Here is a 16204-nt window from a genome sequence, read left to right as displayed (position 1 = left end):
GCCTTATCATCATTTTTGCCCATTCTCCCTATCCTCACGTTCTCTAACCTTATGCAACTTTTTGGTTCCTGCATACATTTCAAATTTCATAAAACGGCATTCCAAAGGACCATTAAAAACAGTTATCTTTCTTGAAGGCCTTAACCCAACACTTTTAAAGGCTTCAGGATTTGAACTTATGATCCAGGCATCATAGCCCTGGTATTTTTGCTTTAATGTGTCGCCTATTTTTTTATACAAAGCGCTGATGTCCTGGTCCTCCATCCTTTCTCCGTATGGAGGATTCATAATTACAACCCCTCTTGATTGAGGAGGTTCAAACTCTTCGTAATCACCTTTAGTAATATTAACCACATCATTTACTTTTGCATGCTTTACGTTTTCAACAGCAATTTTCGCTACCTCAGCATCTTTTTCACATCCAAGAATTTTTACATAATCATCATTACGGATCTTGTTAACGGATGATTCCAAAATCATTTCAAAAAGCTTTTCATCATAATCTTTCCACTTCTGAAACCCAAAACTTTCCCTGAAGTAACCCGGAGGAATGTTATTGGCCATTAGTGCAGCCTCTATTAAAATAGTCCCTGAGCCGCACATTGGATCAATTAAAGGAAGATGCCTCTCCCATCCTGTTAGCATAATTAAACCTGCTGCCAGCACTTCATTTATTGGTGCAATACCCGTTGTTTCACGATACCCCCTTTTATGTAAGGAATATCCTGAACTATCAAGAGCCACAGAACATGTGGTTCCGGAAATATGAATGTTTATTCGTAAATCAGGATTGTTAAGCTCTACAGATGGCCTTTTTTCAAACTTATCCCTAAAACGATCAACAATAGCATCCTTTGTTTTTTGGGAGATATACATACTGTGGCTAAAAAGTGGTGTATTTAACACACAATCCACTGCAATAGTATTCTCAGGGCTTATTAATGATTCCCATTCATAATTGTTTATTTCCTTGTAAAGCGATTGCTCATCCTGTACCTCAAAACTAAAAATAGGTTTTAATATCCGTAAAGCAGTGCGAAGACTTAAATTTGCCTTGTACATGAAACCCATATCCCCCGTGAACAATACCGCCCGGTTATGCGTTTCAATTCCCTTTGCACCCAGCTTTAGTAATTCTGAAGCAAGTATATCTTCCAAACCATATATGGTCTTGGCTATCATTTTAAAATCTCCTGCTTGTTCTGTTTTAATTTTGTTCATTTCAGTTAAATATAATGTTTTTTGTCCCCTCTGTGTAAATTATTTATTGAAAATTAAATTTTTTCCAAATAAAAAATGAGCCTACAATAATCTACAAAGTTAAACAATGTAATGAAAAATGAAGACCAAATTGTTTAATATTATATAGTAAAAATAAGAATTGCTTGAACTGTTAAATTTAAAAAAATGAATAATCTTATTTTTTATATTTGTCCCTAATCCTGGAATTCATATGACTTTAGAATTTATTGACTGGCTGCTAATCGCGGTGTTTTTCTTTCTTTCACTTATAATTGGTTTATTATACAAGGATAAAGCAAGCGGAAGTCTTTCTGATTTCTTTTTGGGGGGAAGAAATTTACCCTGGTATATAGCCGGTATTTCCATGGTGGCTACTACATTTGCCGCAGATACCCCTTTAGCAGTTACCGAACTTGTGGGCCAAAGCGGGATTTCTGGAAACTGGTTGTGGTGGAATATGCTTTTTGGTGGGATGTTAACTACCTTTTTCTTCGCCCGTTTATGGAGAAGAGCAGAAATTCTTACAGAGGTAGAATTCATTGAATTAAGATACAGTGGCAAAAGTGCTGCCTTTCTAAGAGGTTTTAAATCTCTTTATCTTGGTTTGTTTATAAATTGTTTAATTATTGGATGGGTAAATGTTGCACTACGCGCCATATTGGTTGTGTTTTTTGAGATATCAGAAACTGAAGCCCTTTGGTATGTAGCAGGAGCAATGGTTGTTGCTGCAACTTATTCCACCATTTCAGGATTATGGGGGGTAGCCGTTACGGACGTAATTCAATTTGTAATTGCTATGACGGGTAGTATTGTTCTTGCCGTAATTGTGGTTTCTTCTGAAAAAATAGGTGGAATTGCTGGCTTAAAAGATAAACTTCCTCCAAACACACTGGATTTTTTCCCCGTAATTACAACCAATACCACTTTAATTGAAGCTGGTGGAATCCTAACCATTACTATTGGTGCATTCCTGGCTTACCTTAGTATTTGGTGGGCTAGCTGGTACCCAGGAGCAGAACCAGGAGGAGGAGGATACATTGCCCAAAGGATGATGAGTGCTAAAAATGAAAAACATTCAATCTATGCTACTTTGTTCTTCCAAATTGCACATTATAGCCTTCGTCCCTGGCCCTGGATTTTAGTTGGATTATCCGTAATAGTACTTTATCCTGAATTGGGTGAAGCAGATAAAAAACTAGGCTATGTTATGGCCATGAAAGAATTTCTGCCTCCCGGTTTAAAAGGACTTTTACTTGTTTCTTTTTTTGCGGCATACATGAGTACTATCTCAACTCAATTAAATTGGGGGGCAAGTTATGTTGTAAATGATTTCTATAAAAGATTCATTAAACCTGAAAATAGTTTTGAAAACCCTGAAAAAGCGAATAAAACTTACGTAAAGGCCAGCAGAATTGCTACTGTGGTTATAATGCTTATTGCTATTTATGTTACCTCGCTCATTCAGACTATTTCCGGAGTTTGGAGTTTTATTATTGAATGTGGTGCAGGATTAGGCCTTGTACTTATTTTAAGATGGTATTGGTGGAGAATTAATGCATGGAGCGAAATTGCCGCTACCATTACCCCATTTATCGTTTATGCAGTGACTCGTTTTGGTTTTGATATGCAGTTTCCAGATAGTTTTTTTCTTACTGCAGGAGTAACAACCATAATATGGCTTGCTGTTACCTTTTTTACCAAACCTGTTGAAGAACAAAAACTCTTTGATTTCTACAAAAAAGTAAAGCCAGAAGGATATTGGAATCCAATAAGCAAACATTTTGCCCTGGATATTAAACCCGGAAGAATAGGAAACCTTGTAATTTGTTGGCTAAGTGCAGTACTTATGACCTATTCCATTCTGTTTTTAAGTGGAAAAATTATTTTCAGGGAATGGTATGATGCTTTAATTTGGTTTGCTACAGCCTTGGTTTCTTTTCTTGTTTTAAGGTATTTTGTTAAAAAAACCAACATTTTTGGGGATTGAGTTATGCAGGCTTTTTATTCCTGTTACACCCATCAAATATGAACTCCAACAATACAAATATCATCAACCTGCTCCAAGTCTCCTTGCCAGGCTTCAAGTACTTTCTCCATGATGCTTTTTTGCTCCTCCATTGTTTTATCAAACAAGGAAATCAGTAGGGATTTTAATTGGCTATATTTGAATTTTTTTCCTTTTGGCCCGCCAAATTGATCAGCATAACCATCAGTGAAAATATAAATTTTATCTCCTTTTTTTAATGGGATTTCATTGTTTGTAAATGATTTTAACTCCTCACCAAGAAAAGCTCCAACAGGATGTTTATTTGGTTTTATTTCAATCAATTCAGGTACTGCATTGTTTTTATCTTTTCTTAAAATCCATACAGGGTTATAAGCTCCGGCAAATTCTAAATTTATAGTATACTCATTCTCCTGTTCACTTTTGTTTTTAGAGTAACTTAATGAGCACAAAGAAATATCCATCCCATCCTTAACCATGCTTTCATCATAGGTCTGCCTTAAGGTTTCATTCAAACTTACATTAAGATAATCAAGAATTTCGGAGGGTTTGCAGAGCTGATGCTCCTTTACTGCCTGATTTAACAAGTTATAACCCACCAAACTCATGAATGCCCCTGGAACACCATGGCCAGTACAATCTACAGCAGCAAACAATAAAGTTCCCGGTGCGGAATTCTCATTTGAATTAATCTTGTTTGCCCAATAAAAATCACCACTTACAATATCTTTTGGCCTAAAAAGAACAAAAGAATCGGGCAAAAGGTCACTAAAAAAATTGTCGGCAGGGAAAATAGCCTCCTGTATTCTTTTAGCATAGATTATACTATCCGTAATTTCTTTGTTTTTAATTCCAAGTTCATTATTCTTTCCCTGTATTTCAACTTTTTGAAGATTTATCTCCGCATTTTGTTTTTCCAGAACTTTGTTTGCCTTTTGCTTTTGTCTGTTTATAAAAAATAATAGCACAGCAATGATAATAATCAGGAAAAAACCTGCAGAGAGCGAATTTAAAATAAGTTTATTCTTGTTTTGTTCAGTGAAACGGCTTAACTGTTCCATTTCTTTTTCTTTCGTCAATAATGCAATCTCCTTTTCTTTGCGTCCCGACTCATACTTCGTTTCCAACTCCTCTACTCTGGCCTTGCTTTGTTCATTTAAGACAGAATCTTTAAGCACATTGTATTCTTTCAGGTAATCGTATGCATCCCTATAATTACCCAAGGCAAAATTCACTTCCGAAAGGCTTAGGTAATTATCCTTTACCTGGGGCATATTATCAAGATTTTGAGCCAGGGTTAAACTACGGAAAATATATTCTTTTGCTTTTTTATAATTTTTGAGTTTAATGTAAATTCCCCCGATATTATTTAAAACATTCGCCTGGTTTATTAAATCTCCAATGGTTTTATATGTTTTTTCCGATTCAAAATAATTTTCCAGGGCCTTTTCATAATTGTTATCCAATTCATATATTCTTCCGAAATTGTTCAATGAAACCCCCATTCCATGATCATCCCCCATTTCTTTTCTTAAATCATAGGATAGCTTATTGTATTCAAAAGCCTTGCTTTTGTCATTTTGCTCAAAATAAATAAGTGATAAGTTATTGTAAGTGGCAGCAAGGCCATTTTTATCCTTTTGTCCCTGGTAAAGAAACTGAGCCCTTTCAAAATATTTCAGGGCCTTGTCATAATTCTTCTGGGTATAATAAAGACTTCCAATGTTATTTATGGTTCCAATTATATCTTCATTGGCACCATTTTTTTCTTTTAACTCAAGGGCTTTTATATAATATTCCAAAGCCATTTCCAATTGCCCGATTTTTCGATGCATTACTCCAAGATTGTTTAAGGAATTGGCTGCCCCCTCATCATCACCTATGGAATTTCTTATTTTTAATGCATCTTTAAAAAAAACGATAGCTTTAGGATATTCTCCCTTAACATAATAAACATTTCCTGTGCAATGGTAGCATTCTGAAAGGGCTTTTTCATTTCCTGATTCTGTATAAAAACGGGTAGCAATTGTACAAAATTCAAGTGCTTTTTCTGTATCCTTTCCTTTATATTGCTTACAAAGTTCAAGCTGAACTTCTGCTTTTTTCTCCCCTTTTGATCCATTTAAAACAGTTAAAAGGCTATCAATATCAGCAAAAGCTGCATTATTGGTTAATGTAAGAAAAAAGAATACAAGGAAAACGAGAAGCAAATTTCTCATCATGATTTATTAAAAAATACCATAGTGCCAAATTAAAATTTATTTTCATTACAAAGAAAATCTTTATGGAAAAAAGTTGGATTGTCTATGCAATTCAAGAAAAACACTCCTATTTCCTTATTCATTTTTAAAAATAGTAGAATTATTAATTAGCATTATTAAGTACTAATGCTCATCAAGAGTTGAATTATTGTTCTTATTACACTCCGTAGGAGTGTAATATTGGTAATCCCCGATGTAATCAGGGTGAATGAATCCCCGACAGAAATGTCGGGGCTATTAATATTTCGTCCCTTCGGGACTATAAAAATCCAACCCTTGATTCGCATTACTAGCAATTCGGTATAATAAAATCATAGTATTCAAGTATTTTTGTTCGTTTTAAAAACTATTTGATACAAAAAAAGAAAAAGGTTTAAATGCCTGGCTGAAGAAATATAAATGGATAAAAATTTCTCGATAACCCATAAAAAAAGAGGCCGTCTCAAAATTTTACTTTTGTGAACGGCCTCTTTTTAGTCGGGATGGCCAGATTTGAACTGACGACCTCCAGCCCCCCAGGCTGGCGCGATACCGGGCTACGCTACACCCCGAAATAGATATTTTAAAGATTTTAAAAACTTTAACGCAATAGAATATTAATTATATTTAAAAATTAACTTTGCAAAGTTATTAAAACAAAACATTTATAAAACTGTATTTGTGAGAATATTATTGAGTGGTAGATATTTTTTACTTACTTGTTTTTTATTTGCTTCCAGCTCACTCCTAGCTCAAAACAAATTCACAATCAGTGGTTATGTCAAAGATGATAATACTGGTGAATTTCTTACCGGAGCCAATATATATGTAAAGGAGATTTTAAAAGGTGCTACTTCCAATCAATATGGCTTTTATTCAATTACCCTTGATAAAGGAGAACACACCCTTATTGCATCCTTTCTTGGTTTTCAGGATTATTCCCAGGCCATACTACTTAATGAGAACAAAAGAATAAATATTGCACTTAATCCCAAATCCATTTTGGGGAAAGAGGTAGTTATAACTGGTGAAAAAGAAGATAAAAATATTCAAAGCACAGAAATGGGCCGAATAGAAATGGATGTGGAACAAATAAAAACTCTTCCAGCATTCATGGGAGAGGTGGATATTCTGAAAGCATTGCAGCTTTTGCCCGGGATACAATCAGCTGGGGAAGGCAATTCGGGCTTTTACGTTCGAGGTGGAGGGCCTGACCAAAATTTAATCCTGCTTGATGAAGCTGTTGTTTACAACGCTTCCCATCTTTTCGGATTTTTTTCAGTATTCAATTCCGATGCTGTTAAAAACATTCAACTCATTAAAGGTGGAATGCCAGCAAATTATGGTGGCAGACTTGCCTCAGTAATTGACGTTTCCATGAAGGAGGGAAACAGTAAAAAACTTCAGGTTGATGGAGGCCTTGGCCTTATTTCCTCCAGGCTTACTATTCAAGGGCCTTTAATAAAAGACACCTCTTCTTTTATTATCTCCGGCAGAAGAACCTATATTGATGTGCTGGCAAAACAGTTTATTAAAGATACTTCTCCCTTTAAAGGTTCAGGCTATTATTTTTATGATTTAAACGGGAAGGTAAATTACAGGATTTCCGATAAGGACAGGTTGTTTCTTAGCGGATACTTTGGCAGGGATGTTTTCTCATACCGAAACAAAAAAGCCGGCTTTAATGTTGATATTCCCTGGGGAAATTCAACTGCTTCGGCACGTTGGAACCATTTGTTCAATGATAAATTATTCATGAACGCAACTGCTATTTTTAGCGATTATCAGTTTGCATTTGAAGCCATGCAGTCAGATTTTGAATTTAGATTATTTTCAGGAATCAGGAGTTGGAATGGGAAAGTTGATTTCAATTGGTTTCCAAGTATCCGCCACAATGTTAAATTCGGTGCAAATTACAACTACCACACCTTTACTCCGAGCAATGCCACTGCAAAACAGGGTGATGTTATTTTTGATACTGGAAGTATTACACGTTTATATGCCCATGAGGCTGCAATTTACATTACTGATGAATTTACAATAACCGATAAACTTTCTTTGAATGCAGGAATAAGGTATTCCTTTTTTCGCCAGGTTGGGCCTTTTAACAGATTTGTGAAAGATGATCGTGGAGAAACAACTGATACCATTTTCTATAATTCAGGAGAAAAAGTAATTGACCATGGTGGACCGGAACCACGACTTTCTTTAAGATATGCTCTAAATCGTAATTCTTCAATAAAGGCCTCTTATACCAGGAACTACCAATACATTCATATGGCATCTTTGTCTGCTGTTTCCCTTCCTACGGATATATGGGTTCCTAGTACTTCACTTGTAAGCCCTCAACTAGGCACCCAGTACGCCATTGGCTATTTCAGAAACTTCTTTGACAATACTTTTGAAACTTCTGTTGAACTCTATTATAAGGAAATGAAAAACCAGGTAGAATACAAAGAAGGCTATCTTCCGGAAAACGGAATGTTCGATAATCCTGATCAAGGACTTACATTTGGTGATGGACAAGCTTACGGTTCGGAATTTTTTATTAAAAAAAGAAAGGGTAAGGTACATGGCTGGATTGGTTATACACTTTCCCGCACAACCCGAATTTTCCCTGAAATAAATGCTGGCAAAGAGTTTTTTGCAAAATTTGACCGAAGACATGATATGTCAGTGGTGTTGATTTATGATTTAAATCCCAAATGGACCTTTTCTGCCATTTTTATTTATGGTACAGGCAATGCAATCACCCTTCCTGTAACCCGCTATACTATTGATGGTTTTCTTATTAGCGAATATGGCGCACGCAACTCTTTCCGTATGCCTGCTTATCATAGAGCCGATGTTTCTGTTACTTATAACACCAAAAGAGAAGGCAAGTTCCGCTCGAGTTGGAATTTTTCTGTTTTTAATGTTTATAACAGGTACAATCCCTATTTTATTTATTTTGATAATGCAGGAGATATCTCTAAAGGAAACCTTGAGGTAAAGGCAATACAAGTTTCTCTTTTCCCAATACTTCCTTCTTTAACTTGGAATTTTAGTTTTTAGTAATTAGTGGAAAATAAAAAATGGCAAACAAAAAAAGTACATTAGAAATGGGAAAACAGGTAAAAACAAAATAATATGAAATAGCCATGCACCGAACAGTGCACAAACACTAATAAAGATAACATGGCTATACCAAATGACAGTTAAAAAACAAAAAAAAACACATATGAAATAGCCATGCACCGAACAGTGCACAAACAATAATAAAGATAACTTGTCGTCCCGATAAATCGGGATGACAACTAAAAAAACAAATTATATACATATGAAAACAAAAATTACTCTTTTCTTATTACTTAGTTTTTCAATATTAACTCCAGTACTTACAGCTCAGAATTCTCCAATTTATTCATTAGTAAGACCGCTTGGAGGCGGTGATTTGAAACTTATTGAAATTAATTTGACATCAGGAACAGAATCTTTAATTAAGACTTACACACCTGCAGAACTCAATGATTATAATCCCGAAATAACATCATTTGATTTTCAATACAATCGATTTTTAACGGTTGGATATGATTTATTGGGTAATGAAAGTATTATTTCTATAAACACAACTACCGGAAATATAGATTATTCATACAATTCCCCTAATGTTGAACCTTTTAGCCTGGTATATGGAAACGGAAAAATTTATTCCCTTGCAAGAAATTTAACGAATGGAGATTTACAATTAATTGAATTTGATTTATCCTTAAGCGCAGAAACTGTAATTAAAACGTACTTAGATACTGAATTATATGATTACAATCCTGAATCTACCAGTTTTGATCATCAAAACAATCGAATTATTGCAATTGGATATGATTTAAATTATGATGAAAGTGTAATTGCAATAAATACCACTTCCGGAAATGTTGATTATTCCTATGTTTCACCAGCTCTAGAAATTTTTAGCCCTCAGAATGCCAATGGCAAGGTGTATTCTTTGGCAAGACCATTAGGTGGAGGAGATTTACAGTTGGTTGAAATAAACTTAATACTGGAAACAGAAACTATCATAAAAACTTATTTACCCTCTGACTTGGATGATTATAATCCCCAAGCAACAAGTTTTGATACACTTAACAAGCGTTTTATTACCATTGGTTATGATTTATTAGGAAATGAGAATTTAATTTCTATCAATATAAGCAATGGTAATATTGATTATTCCTATTTATCAACTATTAATGAGCTTTTTGCAATTGAATCAGCTGGTTCCTTAATTACTGAAACCTCAAATAAAGTCACTGATAAAAATGCTTTTTTCATTTACCCTAATCCTGCTATCAATGAAATAAAACTTGTTAATTCAGAGGAATTCACCCATGTTGAGATCGTAAACTCATTGGGGAAAAAAGTGATTTCGGAAACCTTAACCTCCTTAACAATTGATATTTCACAACTATCTTCTGGTTTATATTTTGTAAGGGTTTACAATCATAACAATAGTCATTTACAAAAGATGATAAAGCAATAATTAAGGATAATACCCTGATTATTATTTGCATTACAAATTTCGAATTTAAGAAAGCAGGTTTTTAATTATTAATCCTAATAATTAAAAACCTGCTTTTTTTTCAAAGTTAGGATGGTATAAAAAAACAAGAGTTAGTATTTCGAAAAGCAGTAATATTTTGCTTAGACACATTTTACTTTTTTCTCTTAATCTTCACGCAATGCTGATCACATTTCCAATTCAGGATCCTATCAAAAACATGAAATAAATAAATATCAAATTTTGTATATTTGTTAAAAGCATTAATAAATTATATTTAAAACTTTATACAATTATGACAAAAAATACAAATCCAATTCCTGAAGGATACCATAGTGTAACCCCTTATTTAAATATAAAAGGAGCGGAACAAGCAATTGAATTTTATAAAAAAGCCTTTGGAGCAAAGGAAATCGGACGTATTTCAATGGGAGATGGAAAAATTGGCCATGCGGAAATTGAAATTGGCAATTCCAGGATAATGCTGGCAGAAGAATTTCCTGATTGGGGAAATAAAGGTCCTGAAACATTGGGAGGTTCCCCTGTAGCTTTGTGTATATATGTTGAAGATGTTGATAAGGTATTTAAGCAAGCCATAGAGGCCGGTGCCAAAATAGATAATAACATGGATGTAAAGGATCAGTTTTATGGAGACCGTTCAGGTAGTTTAATTGATCCATTTGGACATAAATGGACTATTGCTACTCATATTGAAGATGTATCATTTGAAGAGATGCAAAAGCGCTCTGATGCCATGTTTGCTGAGCATAAATAGAAAAATATTTTTTTTCTACAAAGTCATTAAATCACCTATAAAAAACCCAGATGGTTTTCAAAAACTTGAAAATAGTCTGGGTTTTTCTATAAACAGCACTAGTTTTTTGCCCTTATATTTTAAAAAAAATTAAAAAATAAGCGTAGAGTTTATTTTTTAATGAATTAGCACTTATTTATTTTATGGCTTAAGCTTCCATATTTCATCTGAAGCTTTAAGGTATTCAGGAAGTGCTGCCGAGCCATACCATTTGTAAATTTCTGCTTCCAGGAGCCTTTCTTTTATTGCTGGGTCTGTCTGTAGAAGTTCATTTGCATCTTCGAAAGTTGTTACGTTTAGAATAAAAATTCCACGGTAGGAATTCTCGTTTTTTCCAATTGGCCCTGCCACTACAAGCAATCCTTTTTCTACTAAAAGTCCAATATTGGTCATGTGCCCATTAAAACAACTATCTATGAAAGTTTTGTCAGTAGTTTTGTTTGTGCCTGTTTTAAGTATAACCAATATATAACTTTTCATTCCATAATCATCTGCACCTAAGGATTTTGCAAGCTCTGGTTTAAAGTTGGGGTTTGGGTTTGTATTTTGTCCTTTAACAGAAACGACAAAGAAAATTAAAACACAAACTATTACGAGTGCTCTTATGGTATTTAAAGGTTTGATTTAAAAAGTTGAAAAAAAATATTTTTCAAAAAGCCATTGGAGAATATAATGGATTATGTGCTACCCTTAATTTTTTCCTTTCTTTTTTACCAGGTAAAAAAACCGATAACATCATTTCATGGCTTCCTAAGGGTTTTGGTAAAAATGAAAGGAACATAATATCATAACTATAACCAATTCTTACATATTTTAAATTTAAACCTGCACAAACAACAGCGCCATTTGTTGAATTACCAGGACTATAATAGGCTAAACCACAAAATACTTTTTTTACATTAAAATAAGTACCTAAAATAAGGTGTTGAAACTGCTGATGTTTTTTGAAAATAAAATAAGGGGACACATTTAACCTTTCTGATCCAGCAGTATAGCTTCCATGAAAGCTTGCTAATACCGCAAGCCGGGAACTACTATTGGAATGACTTATGTTAGGCCTGTTTAAATGGTCCATTGCAAATCCAAAATCAAACTTATTCGCACTTAATAAAAGCCCTGCACCTAAATCAGCATACGTTTTATATGTGTTTATTGAATTATTTGGATTGTTTGTTTCATAGATAAATCCTCTTCTTGGATCAATCATATCTCCATAGGTAAGTTTACTAACATCTAGTTTTGAACGCCTAATCCCACCTTTTAAACCTGCCCTGATGGAGATAGTCTCTCCTAAATTTAAGGAATAACCATAAGAAAGCAGGTATGCATTTTTAGTTAGTATATCCCCTGATCTATCGTCTTCAAAAAAGAATCCAAAACCGTTGTTCATTTTATCCACAGGAATATCCATGGAAAGACGAAAAGTTTTATAGGGAGCTGAAACTCCAGGCCATTGGTATCTGTAGTTAGAATATAATGTAGGCCCTTCACTCCCTCCGCTAAATGCAGGATTTAATACTATAGGGTTGCTATATGCCTGCATATGCAAAGGATCCTGGGCAAGGGAGGATGTTGCTGTGAAAAAAAATAAAATAAGAAGGATTCTTTTCATACTATTTTAAGAATGAATTCAGGATTTTTTGAGGTTTTACAAAAATCAAGAACCTAAAATTTATTTCCTCACAAACTTAATATATTTCATCAAATTAAAAAGCTTTCAAATTGAACCATTATCTTTTCAACTGCCATAAAGATCCCAACACGATAAAGAAAAAATAAAGGGTCATTAACTTATCGTAAGCGACCCATTTATTATTTTAAAAAATTATTGCTTTGAAAAAAATTTAGTAGCAAATAAAATGTTAAACACAGTGCAGAAAGCGTGTTGCCTAAAAGAATTGCATGAAAAAATTTATTCAATCCCTTTAAAAAAAGGAGATGAAATTTATATTTTCACTGATGGTTATGCTGATCAATTTGGCGGGCCAAAAGGAAAAAAATTCAAGTATAGCCAATTAAAATCCTTACTGATTTCCATGTTTGATAAAACAATGGAGGAGCAAAAAAGCATCATAGAAAAAGTACTTGAAGTCTGGCAAGGAGACTTGGAGCAGGAATGGTTGAAAGAAAATCATTAAAGGCATATATAATGGCCACAAAATCACAAAGTTTTTATGTAAAAGATTAATTCTTATTGTTTGCTTTGTGTCCTGGTGTCTTGGTGGCAGGAATACAACAGCCACTAACAGACTTAAACCAGGATTTCAACCAGGTTTTACTTCCCTATTTGGATCAAGCGTTCTAAAATGTTGTAGTGCCTTCCCACTGGAGATTGTTGTTATTTTCTCTTTCGATTTCTTTACAAACAGATTAATTATTATCTGTGAAGCAATATTTTTTGAGTCGATGTTTTTCCATCATGAGCTACCTGGATAAAATAAATTCCATTGTTCCTTTGCTGCAGGTCAATTTCTTTTAAAAATAATCCCGAAATTTTATTTATTGTTTCATTGTAAACTTGCTGCCCCAATGCATTGTAAATGCTTATTTGCATGTCCTCGGCATTATCTGTTTCCAATTCCAAGGTAAATTTTCCAGGGGAAGGAACAGGATAAATCTTTACAGAAAATGGCGAATCAGATGTGTTTTTGATACCTGCCGGAAGTTCGATTCTTGTTACCGCTGTATTGGTAGTAATGGGTGGGTTATAATCAAAATAAATGTCTGCAAAATTAGGAATAGAGTCTCCCAGCTGCAAAGTGGGAATAGGCTTAACCCTGAACTTTACAAAGCCACAACTTGCCACAGGGTCAGAAACACTGTCAATTAACATAATGTTGTCAAATCTAAATTCCGCAATGCCCGAGGGATTTATATTAAATGCCACCGGGTGACTATAGGCCAATATTTGTAAACTTGAACGAAGAAGATTTTGCGAAAGTGAATCTTTTAAAATAACGGTATGGGCCGGGGCATTTCCTACATTTTGGAAGTGAACGGTATAATTAAGCCAGGTCCCCTCACTAACAGCAGTTGGTGTCATTTCTAACGGGTCAACTTCCTTGTAGTTTGGGTCATAAGGCCCTACCACCACTAACAAAGACTGATCGGTATTATCACCGGATACCATGTCGCCTACAACAGGTGTTATGGTTGCGATTGAATTTACAGGAGTTCCAATTGTAACTGAAGTTGGAATATTAAATAACACATTGATGGTTCCAATTGTCTGAGGAGGGATGCTTCCAATGTTCCAGCTCAGGGTTTGTCCTACCTGGGAAGTCTGTGGAGGAGAAGCTCCGATATAGCTCAATAAACTGGGAAATGTAAAATCAATATTTCCGTTCAGTGTAGTAGTTCCCGTGTTTTCATAAGTAACATAGTAATTTAATACGAATCCCGCTTTGGGAGAAGTTAGGGGAGTAACAGTTACACGAAGATCATTCATGTTGGGTATCGCGTAAAGCCCGAAATGGTTGGCAGTGTCTAACTGACCAATACCGGTAAAAACCCCTGATTGTGTGGCAGGGGTGGTTAATGAGTAATAAGGTGGTAAAACAGGCAATTGAACTATCCAGCTGCCTGCAAGAGCATAAGCGTTATATTTGCCGTTGTAAGAGGAGCTAAAAAGTGATGATCCCGGGTTTAATTCAGTCATAACATTGGGTATCCCACTATCGGCACCGTTCATTATTCCATCATTGTTATAATCGCGAAATACGGTTCCACTTATGGTATTGGCGTTATTTGATATTTTTATCAGGTACTCGCCCCCGCTTGTCAGCACTGGTGCTCCTGCAAAGGTCATGGAGGCCTGGCCATAGCCACATATATAGATGCCGCCTGCGTCATCATGTGTAATTGAATATATGAAATTAGACCCCGGTCCTAATGTTTGAATTACCCAAAGGTCATCACCATTGCTATTGAATCCGGCAATAACTACCTCTTTATATCCACCGGAGCTAACATTGGTATTTCCTAAAGTAAATGATGCCTCTATGGAGGCTGCCAAAAAAAGGTTTCCATTGGCATTGCAGGTTAGATCGTAACCGCCATCATTGCCATTACCGCCATATTGTTTGGCCCAAACCCAGTTTCCAGAAGCATCTACTTTGGCCAAAAGAATATCATCATTCAATGGAGGGCCATTTAAAGTAGTGGATCCAAAAACAGCTGTTGCATTAAAATTTCCGGAGACATAGGTGTTTCCTGCTGCATCATTGCACACACCCATTAGCTCACCCATCATTTGTGCCAGGGCGGCCCATTGATACACACCTAAAGTGTTAAATTTTGCTATAAACGTTTTAGTTTGATTCATTGTTACAACAGTAGAACCAAAATTAGAAGTTACTGAATTGGCAAAGCCACCAATATATGAATTTCCGGCTGCATCCACGTTCATTGTCCAGGTTGTTGCTAAACTTTGATTATGTATGCTCGTTCCCCACTGTGGCACAGCTGCTGCATCAAGCTTGGTAAGAAAAACAGCCAGCGAACCGGATCCGGTAATATTAACTGTTCCTATAGTAAAAGAACTAACATATGTTCCACATACGTAAATGTTCCCTGCTGCATCGGAAGCTAATTGTATTGCCTGGTCGTTCCCGGATCCCCCTCCCTTCAACGCGGCAAGAACAGTTCCCGATGCGGCATCTAGTTTGGCAATAAATACATCAGTACCTCCACCAGCCGAAATTGTGAATGTCCCTATAGTCATTACACCTGAGAAATTACCAATCACCCAAACATTCCCATTGCCGTCATAGTGAATTTGTGCTACATTGTCGTTTTGTACCCCTCCCATTACCGTTGACCAAAGCAGCGTGCCGGAAGGATTGATTTTTGATATTATTACATCCACTCCTCCAGCACTGGTATAGGAATTACTCCCCACTACAGTAGTTCCCTGGAAAGAGCCGGCATTGAAGGAATTTCCAAAATTATCAATGTCGACATCCACGCTGAGCCAGGATTGAGAAATGCCCCATTCAAAGACCTGTGCAGATGAAATTTTCAGCCCCAATAAAGTGATGGAAATAAAAAGAATAGATAGATGTTTTTTCATATGTGTTTTTTTTGTTTTTATTCAATAGTTTTTCATCTTGTTTTTAAAACAGGTTAAGAGATTGTAAATTTTCATATTCGTGCTTCGGCTTGGTATTGCTACGTTTGCTTTGCTACAAGTGTTTGTGCTTAACCTATTGTTAGCTCAATTTCATACACGGATTTATTATTCCAGAAAAAAAGTCGAGCTTTTGGTTTTTTAAATTTTTATTTAATATACTGGCGTTAATCTTACCGTGAAGCCCAATTGACTTAATTTTGCAATACAACGCTGTACTTCTTTTTGCTTTTGTTTTTCT

Annotated in this window: 10 protein-coding genes and 1 tRNA gene; 5 read left to right on the top strand and 6 right to left on the bottom strand. The window is 35.2% G+C overall.

Features of this window, described 5'->3' with window-relative positions:
- Positions 1–9 precede the first annotated feature (9 nt).
- Positions 10–1182: a class I SAM-dependent RNA methyltransferase gene (locus tag H0V01_08480; GenBank protein MBA2583401.1), complete on the bottom strand. Its 1173-nt coding sequence runs from the start codon at positions 1180–1182 to the stop codon at positions 10–12.
- Between the two features lie 271 nt (positions 1183–1453).
- Between H0V01_08480 and H0V01_08475 the strand changes: the two genes are divergently transcribed.
- Positions 1454–3229, top strand: a complete 1776-nt coding sequence (locus H0V01_08475) for a Na+:solute symporter (GenBank protein ID MBA2583400.1) — start codon at positions 1454–1456, stop codon at positions 3227–3229.
- 32 nt (positions 3230–3261) lie between these two features.
- Here the strand turns inward: H0V01_08475 and H0V01_08470 are convergent, their stop codons facing one another.
- Positions 3262–5469, bottom strand: coding sequence for a tetratricopeptide repeat protein (locus tag H0V01_08470; GenBank protein MBA2583399.1), 2208 nt, complete (start codon positions 5467–5469; stop codon positions 3262–3264).
- Positions 5470–5985: 516 nt separating this feature from the next.
- Positions 5986–6059 (bottom strand) — tRNA-Pro (locus tag H0V01_08465).
- Positions 6060–6180: 121 nt separating this feature from the next.
- On the opposite strand from H0V01_08465, the gene H0V01_08460 reads away from it, so the two are divergent.
- The 3 genes from H0V01_08460 to H0V01_08450 all read left to right on the top strand — a co-directional run bounded on the left by H0V01_08460 (position 6181) and on the right by H0V01_08450 (position 10796).
- Positions 6181–8541: a TonB-dependent receptor gene (locus H0V01_08460; protein ID MBA2583398.1), complete on the top strand. Its 2361-nt coding sequence runs from the start codon at positions 6181–6183 to the stop codon at positions 8539–8541.
- A gap of 265 nt (positions 8542–8806) precedes the next feature.
- Positions 8807–10003: a T9SS type A sorting domain-containing protein gene (locus H0V01_08455; GenBank protein MBA2583397.1), complete on the top strand. Its 1197-nt coding sequence runs from the start codon at positions 8807–8809 to the stop codon at positions 10001–10003.
- A 313-nt stretch (positions 10004–10316) separates the two neighbouring features.
- Positions 10317–10796: a VOC family protein gene (locus tag H0V01_08450; GenBank protein ID MBA2583396.1), complete on the top strand. Its 480-nt coding sequence runs from the start codon at positions 10317–10319 to the stop codon at positions 10794–10796.
- A gap of 180 nt (positions 10797–10976) precedes the next feature.
- Here the strand turns inward: H0V01_08450 and H0V01_08445 are convergent, their stop codons facing one another.
- Positions 10977–11426, bottom strand: coding sequence for a hypothetical protein (locus H0V01_08445; GenBank protein MBA2583395.1), 450 nt, complete (start codon positions 11424–11426; stop codon positions 10977–10979).
- Between the two features lie 58 nt (positions 11427–11484).
- Positions 11485–12447 (bottom strand): PorP/SprF family type IX secretion system membrane protein, encoded by a 963-nt coding sequence (locus H0V01_08440; protein MBA2583394.1) that lies wholly within the window; start codon positions 12445–12447, stop codon positions 11485–11487.
- Positions 12448–12706: 259 nt separating this feature from the next.
- Here H0V01_08440 and H0V01_08435 point away from each other — a divergent pair, with 259 nt between their 5' ends.
- The gene (locus H0V01_08435; protein MBA2583393.1) at positions 12707–12973 is read left to right on the top strand and encodes a hypothetical protein; all 267 of its coding nucleotides are present in this window, start codon (positions 12707–12709) and stop codon (positions 12971–12973) included.
- Positions 12974–13212: 239 nt separating this feature from the next.
- Here H0V01_08435 and H0V01_08430 read toward each other — a convergent pair whose 3' ends face one another.
- Positions 13213–15906, bottom strand: coding sequence for a T9SS type A sorting domain-containing protein (locus H0V01_08430; GenBank protein MBA2583392.1), 2694 nt, complete (start codon positions 15904–15906; stop codon positions 13213–13215).
- Positions 15907–16204 lie beyond the last annotated feature (298 nt).

Source organism: Bacteroidota bacterium (assembly GCA_013696965.1).
Lineage (GTDB): Bacteria > Bacteroidota > Bacteroidia > JACCXN01 > JACCXN01 > JACCXN01.
The sequence above is the reverse complement of the archived record's forward strand: the minus strand, read 5'-3'. Positions and strand labels throughout refer to the sequence as shown.